The 13,409-nt window shown below is 66.7% G+C and carries 13 protein-coding genes; 5 read left to right on the forward strand and 8 right to left on the reverse strand.

Annotated elements, in window-relative coordinates; all coding sequences use genetic code 11:
• Window positions 1–16: 16 nt before the first annotated feature.
• Window positions 17–472 (reverse strand): dUTP diphosphatase, encoded by a 456-nt coding sequence (gene dut / locus HMPREF1224_RS28690; RefSeq protein WP_003098293.1) that lies wholly within the window; start codon window positions 470–472, stop codon window positions 17–19.
• Between the two features lie 7 nt (window positions 473–479).
• On the reverse strand, window positions 480–1,688 hold the full coding sequence (coaBC, locus tag HMPREF1224_RS28695; protein WP_003098292.1) for a bifunctional phosphopantothenoylcysteine decarboxylase/phosphopantothenate--cysteine ligase CoaBC: 1,209 nt from the start codon (window positions 1,686–1,688) through the stop codon (window positions 480–482).
• 139 nt (window positions 1,689–1,827) lie between these two features.
• On the opposite strand from coaBC, the gene radC reads away from it, so the two are divergent.
• Window positions 1,828–2,502, forward strand: a complete 675-nt coding sequence (gene radC / locus HMPREF1224_RS28700; RefSeq protein ID WP_003096559.1) for a RadC family protein — start codon at window positions 1,828–1,830, stop codon at window positions 2,500–2,502.
• Between the two features lie 16 nt (window positions 2,503–2,518).
• On the opposite strand, the gene HMPREF1224_RS28705 is transcribed toward radC, so the two are convergent.
• A complete protein-coding gene (locus HMPREF1224_RS28705) occupies window positions 2,519–3,067 on the reverse strand; it encodes a hypothetical protein (protein ID WP_003098290.1) in 549 nt (182 codons plus the stop codon).
• 25 nt (window positions 3,068–3,092) lie between these two features.
• Window positions 3,093–4,673, reverse strand: coding sequence for an ABC transporter substrate-binding protein (locus HMPREF1224_RS28710; protein ID WP_010793642.1), 1,581 nt, complete (start codon window positions 4,671–4,673; stop codon window positions 3,093–3,095).
• Window positions 4,674–5,027: 354 nt separating this feature from the next.
• Between HMPREF1224_RS28710 and rpmB the strand changes: the two genes are divergently transcribed.
• Entirely contained in the window at window positions 5,028–5,264 is a 237-nt protein-coding gene (gene rpmB, locus HMPREF1224_RS28715; RefSeq protein WP_003096556.1) for a 50S ribosomal protein L28, read from the forward strand.
• Window positions 5,265–5,275: 11 nt separating this feature from the next.
• Window positions 5,276–5,431: a 50S ribosomal protein L33 gene (gene rpmG / locus HMPREF1224_RS28720; protein ID WP_003096555.1), complete on the forward strand. Its 156-nt coding sequence runs from the start codon at window positions 5,276–5,278 to the stop codon at window positions 5,429–5,431.
• Between the two features lie 133 nt (window positions 5,432–5,564).
• Here the strand turns inward: rpmG and HMPREF1224_RS28725 are convergent, their stop codons facing one another.
• Window positions 5,565–5,927: a cupin domain-containing protein gene (locus tag HMPREF1224_RS28725; protein WP_003096551.1), complete on the reverse strand. Its 363-nt coding sequence runs from the start codon at window positions 5,925–5,927 to the stop codon at window positions 5,565–5,567.
• Window positions 5,928–5,992: 65 nt separating this feature from the next.
• Window positions 5,993–7,327, reverse strand: coding sequence for an omega-aminotransferase AptA (locus HMPREF1224_RS28730; protein ID WP_010793643.1), 1,335 nt, complete (start codon window positions 7,325–7,327; stop codon window positions 5,993–5,995).
• A 229-nt stretch (window positions 7,328–7,556) separates the two neighbouring features.
• Here HMPREF1224_RS28730 and HMPREF1224_RS28735 point away from each other — a divergent pair, with 229 nt between their 5' ends.
• Window positions 7,557–9,050: an aldehyde dehydrogenase gene (locus HMPREF1224_RS28735; RefSeq protein ID WP_003098285.1), complete on the forward strand. Its 1,494-nt coding sequence runs from the start codon at window positions 7,557–7,559 to the stop codon at window positions 9,048–9,050.
• 146 nt (window positions 9,051–9,196) lie between these two features.
• Window positions 9,197–10,360 carry an MFS transporter gene (locus HMPREF1224_RS28740; RefSeq protein WP_010793644.1) on the forward strand — a complete coding sequence of 388 codons (1,164 nt, stop codon included), beginning with the start codon at window positions 9,197–9,199 and terminating at the stop codon, window positions 10,358–10,360.
• 3 nt (window positions 10,361–10,363) lie between these two features.
• Here the strand turns inward: HMPREF1224_RS28740 and HMPREF1224_RS28745 are convergent, their stop codons facing one another.
• The gene (locus HMPREF1224_RS28745; protein ID WP_044262343.1) at window positions 10,364–11,953 is read right to left on the reverse strand and encodes a phospholipase D family protein; all 1,590 of its coding nucleotides are present in this window, start codon (window positions 11,951–11,953) and stop codon (window positions 10,364–10,366) included.
• Between the two features lie 85 nt (window positions 11,954–12,038).
• Window positions 12,039–13,358, reverse strand: coding sequence for an NAD(P)/FAD-dependent oxidoreductase (locus HMPREF1224_RS28750; protein WP_003098280.1), 1,320 nt, complete (start codon window positions 13,356–13,358; stop codon window positions 12,039–12,041).
• Window positions 13,359–13,409: the final 51 nt, after the last annotated feature.

Consider the following 13,409-nt stretch of genomic DNA (forward strand, 5'->3'; position numbering starts at 1 on the left):
CGTCCTGTGTTCGGGGTCAGTGGCTGCCGGAATGGCCGAAGCCGCCGGCGCCGCGCTGGCTTTCGTCGAACGCCTCGACCAGCTCGAAATGCGCCTGCACCACCGGCACCAGTACCAACTGCGCGATGCGCTCGCCGACGGCGATGGTGAACGGCGACTCGCCGCGGTTCCAGCAGGACACCATCAGCTCGCCCTGGTAGTCCGAGTCGATCAGGCCGACCAGGTTGCCCAGCACGATGCCGTGCTTGTGGCCCAGGCCGGAGCGCGGCAGGACCAGGGCGGCGAGGCCGGGATCGGCGATGTAGATGGACAGGCCGGTGGGAATCAGCAGGGTCTGGCCCGGGCCGAGGACGCTGTCTTCCTTGAGCATGGCGCGCAGGTCCAGGCCGGCCGAGCCCGGCGTGGCGTACTGCGGGAGCGGGAAGTCGGAGCCCAGGCGGGGGTCGAGGATCTTGGCTTGGAGAGAGTGCATCAGTAACTCATTGCTGGTTGAGGCGGTCGGCGATGAAGGCGATCAGCTGGCGAGCGATCTTGCCCTTGCTGGTCTGGGCGAAGGTGCTCGGATGCAGGTCGCGGTCGATCACCGTGATCGCGTTCTCGTCGCTGTTGAAGCCGATCGAGGGGTTGGCCACGTCGTTGGCGACGATCAGGTCGAGGTTCTTGTCCTTCAGCTTGCGTGCAGCATAGTCCAGCAGGTTTTCGGTTTCTGCGGCGAAGCCCACGCTGAAGGGACGATCCTCGCGCTGTGCGAGGGTGGCGAGAATGTCGGGATTGCGCACCAGCTGCAAGAGCAAGCCCTCGCCGCTGGTAGGGTCTTTCTTCAGTTTGTGCGCGGCGACCACTTCCGGGCGGTAGTCGGCGACCGCCGCGGAGGCGATCAGCAGGTCGCAGGGCATCGCCGCCTCGCAGGCGGCCAGCATGTCGCGGGCGCTGACCACGTCGACGCGCTGCACCCGGTCGGGCGTGGGCAGGTGCACCGGGCCGGTGACCAGGGTCACCCGTGCGCCGGCTTCCACCGCCGCCTCGGCGAGGGCGAAGCCCATCTTTCCGGAACTGTGGTTGGTGATGTAGCGCACCGGGTCGATGTTTTCCTGGGTCGGGCCGGCGGTGATCAGCACATGCACGCCGGTCAGCGCCTGGCGCTGGAAGCAGTCGGCGGCGCGCTGCGCCAGTTCCTCGGCTTCGAGCATGCGTCCGAGGCCGACGTCGCCGCAGGCCTGGCTGCCCGCTGCCGGACCGAACAGGTGGAAGCCGCGCTGGCGCAGCAGCTCGGCGTTGGCCTGGGTCGCGGTGTCGCGCCACATGGCCTGGTTCATCGCCGGTGCCAGGGCGATTTGCGCGTCGGTGGCCAGCACCAGGGTGGTCAGCAGGTCGTTGGCCACGCCCTGGACCAGGCGCGCCATGAGGTCGGCGGTAGCCGGTGCGATCAGCACCAGATCGGCCCAGCGGGCCAGTTCGATGTGGCCCATCGCGGCTTCCGCCGCCGGGTCCAGCAGATCGGTATGCACCGGATGGCCGGACAACGCCTGGAGGGTCAGGGGCGTGATGAACTCGCGGCCGCCCTGGGTCATCACCACTCGGACTTCAGCGCCCTGGTCGCGCAGGCGGCGGACCAGTTCGGCGCTCTTGTAGGCGGCAATGCCGCCGCCCACGCCGAGGACGATGCGTTTCCGATAGAGCCGCTGCATAGGCTTGCCTTAATAAGGAAATGGATGACATGCGCTTCGGCAAACGCGCCTCCCCAGGTCGTCTGCCGCGCAAAAAGGATGGGCTAAGATAGCACAGCGTCCGCACGGGAACAGCGGGCGGGCTCGATGGGGAAAGCGAATGAGCATCCGCGATTGGCCCGAAGCCGAACGGCCTCGGGAGAAGCTTCTGGAGCAGGGCGCGGCGGCCCTTTCCGATGCCGAGCTGTTGGCGATCTTCCTGCGCACGGGAGTGACCGGTTGTAGTGCGGTCGAGCTGTCGCGGCGGCTGTTGAGCGAGTTCGGCGGGCTGCGTGCCCTGCTCGAGGCGGACCTCGCCTCGTTCTGCGGCCATCTCGGGCTCGGCGTGGCCAAGTATGCACAATTGCAGGCCGTGCTGGAGATGGGCCGGCGCCACCTGGCCGAGCGCCTGCGTCGCGATTCGATACTGGAGAGCCCGCAGGCGGTGCGCGACTATCTCAAGGCGCGCCTGCGCCACGAGCAGCACGAGGTGTTCGCCTGCCTGTTCCTCGACACGAGGCACCGGGTCCTGGCGTTCGAGGTGCTGTTCCAGGGCAGCATCGATGGCGCCAGCGTCTACCCGCGCCAGGTGGTCAAGCGCACCCTGGCGCACAACGCGGCGGCGCTGATCCTGACCCATAACCACCCCTCCGGCGACGCCCGTCCGAGTCTCGCCGACCGCCAGCTCACTGCGCGCCTCAAGGAAGCCTTGGCGCTCATCGACGTGCGGGTGCTCGACCACTTCATCATCGGCGACGGCGAGCCGCTGTCGCTGGCCGAATACGGTTGGCTGTGAGCGTTCGACGAAGGGCTCAGCCCAGGCGCCGCTCGATGCCCGCCAGCAGGCGCCGGCGGATCAGCCCGCTGACCGGGCGGATCGCCAACCAGTAGGGGGTGAAGCGCAGGCGGCTGGCGCGATCGGGGCAGAACACCCGGGTTTCCGTGTGCAGCAGGGTACCGCTGGCGCTGGGCGTGCAACGGAAACACAGCACGAGCTTGGCCACTCCGGGCTGGTCGTAGCAGCGGAAATGCTCGCCGTCCGCGATGCGTTCCAGGGCGAAGTCGGCGCGCCAGAAGCGGCCGACCAGGCCGTAGGCGATGGCCTGGTCGGCGCGGCGCTCCAGGCGGGTGAACTCATGCAGGCCGAAGCGTGGGCGGCCGGCCAGGTCGTTGCGCCGGCCCAGCAGGCCGGCCAGCCTTCCCGGCGCTTCGCGCAGGACGAGGAAGGCGCGCACCAGCGGGTCGTCGAAGCGCAGCAGGTCTTCCACCGCGTCGAGTACCGCTGCGGCCGGCGCGTCGATCAGCCGCTGGTGGTGTTCGCTGAACTGCCAATGCGGCAGGTAGAGACGGTCGAGATCCATCGCTGGGTTCTCCCGGGCGTGGCCTTCAGCGTTTCACGGCGACCCGAGAGAAATCCTGGCGACCGAACGGATTGACCTGGTAGCCCTGCACCTCCTGGCGGGTCAGGGCGAAGGCGGTCGGGTGGGCCAGGGGCAGCCAGAGCGCCTGTTCGTGGATCAGTTTCTGCGCCTGGTGGTACAGGCCGGTGCGTTGTTCCTGGCTGCTGGCGGCCTTGCCGTCGGCAATCAGCTTGTCCAGGCCGGGGTCGCAATAGCGCGCGAAGTTGAGCCCCGACTTGACGCTGGCGCAGCTGAATTGCGGAGTGAGGAAGTTGTCCGGATCGCCGTTGTCGCCTGCCCAACCCATGAACAGCAGGTCGTGTTCGCCGTTCTTGGCGCGACGGATCAACTCGCCCCATTCGATGACGCGGATGTTGGCCTTGATCCCGGCCTCCGCCAGGTCGGCCTGGAGCAGTTGGGCGCCGAGGCTCGGGTTGGGGTTGAGCAGGCTGCCGGACGGGCGGGTCCAGATGTTCAGCTCGGGAAGCTGCTTGCCGGCCAGCAGCTTGCGCGCCTGTTCGGGAGCGTGCGGGTAGGCGGGAATATCCCTGGCATAGCTCCAGGTGTTCGGCGGATAGATGCCGGTGGCGGCACTGGCGCTGCCTTCGAATACCGCCTGCAGGTAGCTGGTGCGGTCGAAGGCCAGGTTGATCGCCTGGCGCACCTTGGGATCGTCCAGCGGCGGATGCTGGGTATTGAGAGCGACGAAGGCGGTCATGAAGGCCGGCGTCTGCTCGACCTTCAGGCTGGCGTCCTTGCGCGCGCTCTCCACGTCCAGCGGCTTCGGCGACAGGGCGATCTGGCATTCGCCGCGGCGCAACTTCTGCAGGCGCACGTTGGCGTCCGGGGTGATGGCGAAGATCAGCGCGTCGACCGCCGGCTTGCCGGCGAAGTACTCGGGGTTGGCGGCGTAGCGCACCACCGCGTCCTTCTGGAAGCGCTTGAACACGAACGGGCCGCTGCCGATCGGCTCGGCGTTGAGCTTTTCCGGGGTTCCGGCCTTCATCAACTGGTCGGCGTATTCCGCCGAATAGATGGAGGCGAAGCCCATGCTCAGCATCGGCAGGAAGGTCGCGTCGGGGTGGTCGAGAACGAACAGCACCTGGTGGTCGCCGTTTTTCTCCACCCGCTTGATCAGCTCCGGCAGTTGCATCGACTGGGCGTGCGGGAAGCCGTTCTGCGCCACCTTGTGCCAGGGATTGGCCGGATCGAGCATGCGCTGGAAGCTGAACACCACGTCGTCGGCGTCGAGCGTACGGCTCGGCTTGAAGTAGGCGGTGCTGTGGAAGTGCACACCCTGGCGCAGGTCGAAGCGATAGCTCAGGCCGTCGTCGGACACCGACCAGCGCTCGGCCAGCGAGGGCACCACCGTCCCCTTGCCGGCGTCGAACTCGACCAGGCGATTCATCAGCACATCGGCCGAGGCGTTGGTGGTGGTCAGCGAGTTGTACTGGACCACGTCGAAGCCCTCGGGGCTGGCTTCGGTGCACACGCTCAAGGCGGCAGCGGCGGCGGGCTGGGCGAGCAGCAGGGGGGCGAGGAACAGGGAGAAAGCGGCGAGGCGCATGACGGGCTCCATTCGAACGGTTAACATGCCCATCCGCAGCGGTTGGGCGCAGTCATGCAAGGCCGTTGGCGACCTTGAATCGCTACCCTAGACCATGCGGCGGGCAGCGACAACGAGGCAAGGCGACGAACGGCCGCGGTGCGAAGCCCGCAGTGAGGCGGGCCGCGGCTGCGCCATGGTCTTCACCCTTGCGGCGCGGGGCGCCTTTCTGATATAAAGCTGCGCTCTTTTCTGGGGCCACGCTCTCCTTCGTCGGGATGCAGCGGGTAAGACCCCGGTGAAACTGAGTATCGAACTTGAGTTAAAGCAGCCAACCCATGCCGGGTTGGGCATGAGGTTATAGAGGGCTGAGGCATGTCTAGAGTCTGTCAAGTAACCGGTAAGGGTCCGGTTACCGGGAATAACATTTCCCACGCACACAACAAAACCCGCCGCCGTTTCCTGCCGAACCTGCAGCACCACCGTTTCTGGGTCGAGTCCGAGAAGCGCTTCGTACGTCTGCGCGTTTCCGCCAAGGGCATGCGTATCATCGACAAGCGTGGCATCGAGGCCGTCCTGGCTGACCTGCGTGCCCGCGGCGAAAAATTCTAAGGAGCTGAATCATGCGTGAATTGATTCGTCTGGTGTCCAGCGCCGGTACCGGCCACTTCTACACCACCGACAAGAACAAGCGTACCAAGCCTGAGAAGATCGAGATCAAGAAGTACGATCCGGTTGTTCGTCAGCACGTGATCTACAAGGAAGCCAAGATCAAGTAATTGATCCGGCACCTTGCGAAAAGCCCGCCCCTGGCGGGCTTTTTCATTTCCGGCGTACGAACCCCGGGCCGCGCACAAAAAAGCCCGCCAGGTGGCGGGCAAGGGTAACAAGCATTCTGGATGCAGCCGGGGCTCAGGCCTTGGCTTCGAAGATCACATACACCTTGCGACAGGCTTCGAGCACTTCCCAGGTGCCCTGGAAGCCGGCAGGGATCACGAAGCGGTCGCCGGCGCGCACGGTCTTGGCGTTGCCGTGCCGGTCGCGCAGCACCGAGACGCCCTGGATGATCTCGCAGTACTCGTGTTCGGTGTAGTTCACCGTCCACTGGCCCACGGCGCCTTCCCAGATACCGGCGTTGAACTGCCCGCAGGGGCTGCCATAGTGGTTGCGCACGCTCTGTTTCGGGTCGCCCTTGAGGATTTTCTCCGGCGCCGGGCTGTAGTGCTCCGGGGCGCTGTTGGCCTGGGCGAAGTCGACGATCTGTTCGATGTTCATGCTGACTCTCGGTTCTTGTGGTTCTGGCCAGTTGGGGGCAGGGCGGCGCCAGCCGCCCGCCTGGATCAGACGCTGGCGCGGATGGCCTGGGCCAAGCGCTCGACGATCTGGTCGATGTGGGGCTTGTCGATGATCAGCGGCGGCGACATGGCGATGATGTCGCCGGTCACCCGGACCATCAGGTCGTGCTCCCAGAAGCAGCGCTCGAAGACGTCGTAGCCGCGCTTGCCGGGGCCGTCCGCGTGCGGCGCCAGTTGCACGCCGCCAACCAGGCCGATGGCGCGGATGTCGACCACGTTGGGCAGGTCGCGCAGGCTGAACAGCGCGTCCTGCCAGTAGCCTTCCAGTTCGACGGCCCGCTGGAACAGGTCGTCGCGACGGTAGATGTCCAGGGTCGCCAGGGCGGCGGCGCAGGCTACCGGATGGCCGGAATAGGTATAGCCGTGGAAGAACTCGATGGCGCCCTGCGGGCCTTGCATGAAGGCAGCGTGGATCTTCTCGTCGACGAATACGGCGCCCATCGGGATGCTGCCGTTGGTCAGCCCCTTGGCGCAGGTCAGCAGGTCCGGGACGACGCCCCAGCGCTGCGCGGCGAAGGCTTCGCCGACGCGGCCGAAACCGGTGATCACTTCGTCGAAGATCAGCAGGATGCCATGCTTGCGGGTTATCTCGCGCAGCCGCTGAAGGTAGCCCTTGGGCGGCAGCACCACGCCGGCCGAGCCGGACATCGGCTCGACGATCACCGCGGCGATATTCTCGGCGCCGTGCAGGGTCACCAGGCGTTCCAGCTCCTCGGCCTTTTCCACGCCATGCTCGGGCAGGCCGACGGTGAAGGCGTTGCGGGCGACGTCCAGGGTGTGCGGCAGGTGGTCGATCCCCGGCAGCAGGTTGGCGGAGAAGGCCTTGCGGTTGTTGACCATACCGCCTACCGACAGGCCGCCGAAGCCGACCCCGTGGTAGCCCAGTTCGCGGCCGATCAGGCGGGTGCGGGTGCCCTGGCCGATGGCGCGCTGGTAGGCAAGGGCGATCTTCAGCGCGGTGTCCGCCGATTCCGAGCCGGAGTTGGTGAAGAATACTTTGTTCAGGCCCGGCGGGGCGATTTCCGCCAGCCGCGCGGCGAGTTCGAACGGCAGCGGGTGACCCATCTGGAACGGCGGGGCGTAGTCGAGGGTGGCGATCTGCCGGGCCACCGCTTCGCTGATCTCGCGCCGGCCGTGGCCGGCATTGCAGCACCAGAGGCCGGCGGTGCCGTCGAGGATGCGGCGCCCGCCCTGGGCGATATAGTGGATGCCTTCGGCGCTTTCCAGCAGGCGCGGCCGCGCCTTGAACTGGCGGTTGGCGGTGAAGGGCATCCAGAAGTTGTCGAGGCTGCTCGACTGCGGCTCGTTATTCATTGTCATAGGGCCACCCAGGTTGCACGCGAGGGATGAAGACGCTAGTCCGGGCGAGTCTATGTTTAAAATAATGAACGTGACAAGGGAGTTAGAGGGGTTCCTGTCAAATATATTGAAAACAGACGCTGCTCTGGTTTAGGGTGGCGGACACCACGGGCTGCGCGCCCGCCTTGCAGAATCTGACAGCGCGCCTGTCTCCCAGGCGCCCAGAACACCAATAAGAGGACACGTTGTCATGACCACCCTGACCCGCGCCGACTGGGAAGCCCGCGCCAAAGACCTGAAGATCGAAGGCCGTGCCTTCGTCAACGGCGAATACAGCAACGCCGCCTCCGGCGAGACCTTCGATTGCCTGAGCCCGGTGGATGGCCGCTTCCTGGCCAAGGTCGCCAGTTGCGACCTGGCCGATGCCGAGCAGGCGGTCAAGGTCGCCCGCAATGCCTTCGATTCCGGCGCCTGGTCGCGCCTGGCGCCGGCCAAGCGCAAGCAGACGATGATCCGCTTCGCCGATCTGCTGCTGGAGAACGCCGAGGAGCTGGCCCTGCTGGAAACCCTGGACATGGGCAAGCCGATCAGCGACTCGCTGCACATCGACGTCGCCAGCGCCGCCAACAGCCTGCGCTGGAGCGCCGAGGCGATCGACAAGATCTATGACGAAGTCGCCGCCACTCCCCATGCCGAGCTGGGCCTGGTGACCCGTGAGCCGGTCGGCGTGGTCGCCGCCATCGTGCCGTGGAACTTCCCGCTGCTGATGTCCTGCTGGAAACTCGGTCCGGCCCTGGCCACCGGCAACTCGGTGATCCTCAAGCCCTCCGAGAAGTCGCCGCTGACCGCCATCCGCATCGCCCAGCTGGCCGTCGAGGCCGGCATTCCGAAAGGCGTGTTCAACGTGCTGCCGGGCTATGGCCACACGGTAGGCAAGGCGCTGGCATTGCACATGGATGTCGACACCCTGGTGTTCACCGGTTCGACCAAGATCGCCAAGCAACTGATGGTCTATGCCGGCGAGTCGAACATGAAGCGCGTCTGGCTGGAGGCCGGCGGCAAGAGCCCGAACATCGTCTTCGCCGACGCCCCGGACCTGAAGGCCGCCGCCGAAGCCGCTGCCGGCGCCATCGCCTTCAACCAGGGCGAAGTCTGCACCGCCGGTTCGCGCCTGCTGGTGGAGCGCTCCATCAAGGACAAGTTCCTGCCCCTGGTGATCGAGGCCCTCAAGGGCTGGAAACCGGGCAACCCGCTGGATCCGGAAACCAACGTCGGCGCGCTGGTGGACACCCAGCAGATGAACACCGTGCTGTCCTACATCGAGGCCGGTCACAACGACGGCGCCAAGCTGGTCGCCGGCGGCAAGCGGACCCTGGAAGAAACCGGTGGCACCTACGTCGAGCCGACCATCTTCGACGGCGTGACCAATGCGATGAAGATCGCCCGCGAGGAAATCTTCGGCCCGGTGCTCTCGGTGATCGAGTTCGAGGATGCCGAGGAAGCCGTGCGCATCGCCAACGACACGCCCTATGGGCTGGCGGCGGCGGTCTGGACCAGCAACCTGTCCAAGGCGCACCTGACTGCCAAGGCCCTGCGCGCCGGCAGCGTCTGGGTCAACCAGTACGACGGCGGCGACATGACCGCTCCGTTCGGCGGCTTCAAGCAGTCGGGCAACGGTCGCGACAAGTCGCTGCACGCCTTCGACAAGTACACCGAGCTGAAGGCGACCTGGATCAAGCTCTGATCGCCTAGGTCGGCCCTTCCGGGCCGGCTCTCTCGAGCCACACCCGCGGCCGGGTTTCCTTCTGGAAGCCCGGCCGCTGTGCTTCGTGCGCCGGATATATCCGCTCGCCCCGGCAAGGCTTCCGGGGTGCCAACGGGAGAATCGCAATGCGTTGGGGAAGCTATTTCGCCGTCTGTTCCGCAGTCATCAGCATCGGCCTCGCCCTTGGCCTGACCATGCCGCTGGTCTCGTTGCGCCTGGAGAGCTGGGGCTACGGCAGTTTCGCCATCGGCGTGATGGCCAGCACGCCGGCAGTGGGCGTGCTGCTCGGCGCGATGATCGCCGGGCGCCTCGCCGCGCGCGTCGGCACGCCGCGGCTGATGCAGTTGTGCCTGCTCACCGGGGCAGCCTCCGTCGGCCTGCTGGCGCTGCTGCAGAGCTACCCGGTATGGCTGTTGCTGCGCCTGCTGATCGGCGTGCAGCTCACCGTGGTGTTCATCCTCGGGGAAAGCTGGATCAACCAGTTGGCGGTGGAGAAGTGGCGTGGCCGGCTGGTCGCGCTGTATGGCACCGGCTACGCCCTCAGCCAACTGTCCGGGCCGGTACTGCTGACCTTCATCGGTACCGCCGACGACCGTGGCTTCTGGTTCGGCGTCTGCCTGCTGATTGCTGGCTCGTTGCTGCTGCTGGGCCGCGGCGGTGCGCCCAGGGTCGATCCGCACAGTGCCTCCGGGCGCGGTTTGTGGGCCTTCTGCCGGGGCCTGCCGGCGATCGCCTGGGCGGTGGTGTTGTTCGCTGCCTTCGAGGCGATGATCCTCACCCTGCTGCCGGTATACGGGTTGCGCCAGGGCTTTCCGCAAGCGGTGGCGCTGGCCATGGTCAGTACCGTGGTGGTGGGCGATGCATTGTTGCAGCTGCCGATCGGCTGGCTCGCCGACCGGGTCTCGCGCAGCGGCCTGTTCGGCGGCTGCGGCCTGGTGCTGCTGCTGAGCAGCCTGGCGATTCCCCTGCTGCTGCAGACGTCGTTGATCTGGCCGCTGCTGGTGCTGTTCGGGGCCAGCGCCGGCGGGTTGTTCACCCTGGCGCTGATCCTGATCGGCGAGCGCTACCGAGACGATGCCCTGGTCCGGGCCAATGCCCATGTCGCGCAGCTATGGGGCATCGGCTGCCTGCTCGGCCCGCTGGCCACCGGCGCCGCCAGCCAGTGGATCAGCGGTCACGCCCTGCCGTTGATGATGGCGCTCGGCGCGGCGGGCTTCGTGGTGCTGGTGCGGCTGCGCGGGGCGATTCCGGCGGACGACGAGGCGACCGGCCTGGAAGCCTCCGAGTGACCCTCAGAGCATCTTTTCCAGTCCGATCATTCCCGCGACCCAGGCGTTCAGGCGTCGCCACAGGCTACCCGGCTCGTGGCGCAGGACCTGGGTCCGGCCGTCGCGTTCGTCGATCCAGACCAGCTTCGGCCGGCTACCGCTGCGGTCGATGCGCACCTGGTAGCTGACGCTCGGCGCCATGCCCTCCAGCGCCAGTTGGCGGACCTGCTCGGCCAGCAGCGGACTGTCGACGATGACCCCGACTTCGGTGTTCCACAGGATCGAGCGCGGATCGAAGTTGAACGAACCGATGAATACCTTGCGCCGGTCGAAGACCATCGCCTTGCTGTGCAGGCTGGCGCTGCTCGATCCGTGCAGGCGCCAGGGCGCGCCGCTCAGCGGCTGGTCGGGATTGGCGCGCAGCTCGTAGAGCTTAACGCCATGCTCAAGCAGCGCCATCCGATAGGGCGCGTAGCCGGCATGCACGGCGGGCACGTCGGTGGCTTCCAGGGAGTTGGTCAGCAGGCGCACGCGGACGCCGCTGTCGGCCTTGCCGGTGAGGTAGTTGAGACCGTCCTTGGCCGGAACGAAATACGCCGAGACCAGGATCAGTTCCTTCTGCACGCCCTTGAACAGGCCCGCCAGGTGCGGACTGAGCAATAGGTGCGGGTCGGGCTCGCCGCGGCTCAATACCTTCAGCGGCGCATCCCAGATCGCCTCGGCGCGGGCCCAGGTGAGATTCTCCAGCCAGTTGCCCAGGCGTGGCTGGTCGCCGCGGTCGAACAGGTGGCGGATGTAGCCGGACTCCTTCACCGACTCCTTGCGCAGGTAGCGCTGCAACTTGCGTCGGGCCGACTCCAGTTCGCCGGGATAGGGCGCGCGCCAGAGGAAATCCTCGATCGGCCGGCTGATGGCGCTGTTCCAGTACTGGTCGAAGCTGTGCGAGAGCTGGTTGGCGATGGGGCCGACGCCGAGCAGGTCGAGGTCGGTGAAGTTCATCTCCGGCTTGGCGTTGAAATACTCGTCGCCGAGGTTGCGTCCGCCGACGATGGCCGCCGTGCCGTCGGCCAGCCACAGCTTGTTGTGCATGCGCCGGTGCTGCTGGGACAGGTTGAACAGACGGCCGACGCCTCGCGTGATGCCGGTGGCGCGGCCCAGGTGCAACGGGTTGAACAGGCGCACCTGGATGTTCGGATGGGCGGAGAGCACACCGATCTCGTAGTCCCAGCCATCGCTGGTGGTGTCGTCGATGAGGATGCGTACCCGCACGCCACGGTCGGCTGCCTTGAGCAACTCGTAGGCGAGGGCGCGCGTGGTCAGTCCGTCGTGGACGATGTAGTACTGGATGTCGAGGCTGCGCTGGGCTGCGCGAATCAGCGCCGCGCGGGCGACGAAGGCATCCTCGCTGGCGCCCAGCAGGTGGAAGCCGGACTGGCCGGGGTGGTCGCGTCCCTGGATTTCGGCCTGCCTGGCCAGCCAGGTACCCTCGGCGGGCAGTGCCGACGACGGTTGCGGCGGAGGAGTGCTGGCGCAGCCGGAGAGGGCCAGGAGGGCCAGCAGGAGGAATCGGCGAAGCAAGGATATCTCCCGTGGAAACTCGAACGACCGGCTCATCCCGGTCGTGCGAATTCTAGGAGTTTTCCTCGGAAGAGCGATGCCCCGCCTGATTTTTTCAGAATCCACCGAGCCTCGGATGGGCTCAGCTACCGAGTTTTTCCTTCAGCCGGTACCAGGCCATGCCCAGCGCCAGCAGTGGCGAGCGCAGCAGCTTGCCGCCGGGGAAGGTGATGTGCGGCACCTTGGCGAACAGGTCGAAGCCGTCGCTCTGCTGGCCGCCGATGGCTTCGGCGAGCAACTGCCCGGCGAGGTGCGTGGCGTTCACCCCGTGTCCGGAATAGGCCTGGGCGAAGTACACGTTGGGCTGCCCCGGCAGGCGGCCGATCTGTGGCAGGCGATTGGCGCCGATGCCGATCATGCCGCCCCATTGGTAGTCGATGCGGACGTTCGCCAGTTGCGGGAATACCTCCAGCATCTTCGGCCGCATGTAGGCGGCGATGTCGCTGGGGTCGCGGCCGGAATAATGGCAGGCGCCACCGAACAGCAGGCGGTTGTCGGCGGAGAGCCGGTAGTAGTCGAGGGCCACGCGCTGGTCGCACACCGCCATGTTCTGCGGCAGCAGTTGGCGGGCCAGTTTCTCGTCCAGCGGTTCGGTGGCGATCACGTAGCTGCCGGCCGGCAGTACCTTGCCGCCGAGCAGCGGGTTGAGGTCGTTCATGTAGGCGTTGCAGCCCAGCACCAGGGTCTTCGCCCGCACTTTGCCGGTGGCGGTATGCACCTGGACTTCCGTGCCGTAGTCGATCCGCGTCACCGGCGAGCGCTCGAACAGGCGGACGCCCAGCGACTGGGCAGCGGCGGCTTCGCCGAGGACCAGGTTGAGCGGGTGCAGGTGGCCAGAGCCCATGTCCACCAGGCCGCCGACGTAGCGATCGGAGCCGACCACGCTGCGCATCTCCGCGGCCGGCACCAGGCGCATCTCGTGGCGATAGCCGAGGGCCTGGAGTTCCTCCATGTCCTCGCGGAAGCCCTGGTAGTCGCCGGGCTTGTTCGCCAGGTCGCAGTAGCCCCAGCGCAGATCGCAGTCGATGGCGTACTGCTCGACCCGGCGACGGACGATCTCCACCGCCTCCAGGCCCATCAGCTTGAGTGCCTTCACGCCGTCGGCGCCGATCACCGGGAGGAACTGCTCGACGTCATGGCCGACGCCGCGGATCAACTGGCCGCCATTGCGTCCACTGGCGCCCCAGCCGATCCGGTGCGCTTCCAGCAGGACCACGGAGAAGCCGCGCTGGGCCAGTTCCAACGCCGTGTTCACTCCCGAGAAGCCGCCGCCGACGACGCACACGTCGGCCTGTTCTTCGCCGGCCAGGGGAGGGCACTCGATGCGTCGGTTGAGCGTGGCGGCGTAGTAGGAGGGGGCGTGTTGGGCGGTATGCACCGGCTGGTGAACGCGGGCGTTCATGTGTGAAATCCTGATTATTATGTGTGGAAAATTTGACGGAGCATAAACGTC

Origin of the sequence: Pseudomonas sp. P179 (assembly GCF_000478485.2) — a bacterium.
Lineage (GTDB): Bacteria > Pseudomonadota > Gammaproteobacteria > Pseudomonadales > Pseudomonadaceae > Pseudomonas > Pseudomonas aeruginosa.

Coding starts and splice junctions, on each gene's coding strand:
- HMPREF1224_RS28725 (WP_003096551.1), bottom strand. CDS start 5,927: ATGAACATCGAACAGATCGTCGACTTCGCCCAGGCCAACAGCGCCCCG.
- HMPREF1224_RS28740 (WP_010793644.1), top strand. CDS start 9,197: ATGCGTTGGGGAAGCTATTTCGCCGTCTGTTCCGCAGTCATCAGCATC.
- HMPREF1224_RS28705 (WP_003098290.1), bottom strand. CDS start 3,067: ATGGATCTCGACCGTCTCTACCTGCCGCATTGGCAGTTCAGCGAACAC.
- HMPREF1224_RS28750 (WP_003098280.1), bottom strand. CDS start 13,358: ATGAACGCCCGCGTTCACCAGCCGGTGCATACCGCCCAACACGCCCCC.
- coaBC (WP_003098292.1), bottom strand. CDS start 1,688: ATGCAGCGGCTCTATCGGAAACGCATCGTCCTCGGCGTGGGCGGCGGC.
- radC (WP_003096559.1), top strand. CDS start 1,828: ATGAGCATCCGCGATTGGCCCGAAGCCGAACGGCCTCGGGAGAAGCTT.
- dut (WP_003098293.1), bottom strand. CDS start 472: ATGCACTCTCTCCAAGCCAAGATCCTCGACCCCCGCCTGGGCTCCGAC.
- HMPREF1224_RS28745 (WP_044262343.1), bottom strand. CDS start 11,953: ATGAGCCGGTCGTTCGAGTTTCCACGGGAGATATCCTTGCTTCGCCGA.
- HMPREF1224_RS28710 (WP_010793642.1), bottom strand. CDS start 4,673: ATGCGCCTCGCCGCTTTCTCCCTGTTCCTCGCCCCCCTGCTGCTCGCC.
- HMPREF1224_RS28735 (WP_003098285.1), top strand. CDS start 7,557: ATGACCACCCTGACCCGCGCCGACTGGGAAGCCCGCGCCAAAGACCTG.
- rpmG (WP_003096555.1), top strand. CDS start 5,276: ATGCGTGAATTGATTCGTCTGGTGTCCAGCGCCGGTACCGGCCACTTC.
- HMPREF1224_RS28730 (WP_010793643.1), bottom strand. CDS start 7,327: ATGACAATGAATAACGAGCCGCAGTCGAGCAGCCTCGACAACTTCTGG.
- rpmB (WP_003096556.1), top strand. CDS start 5,028: ATGTCTAGAGTCTGTCAAGTAACCGGTAAGGGTCCGGTTACCGGGAAT.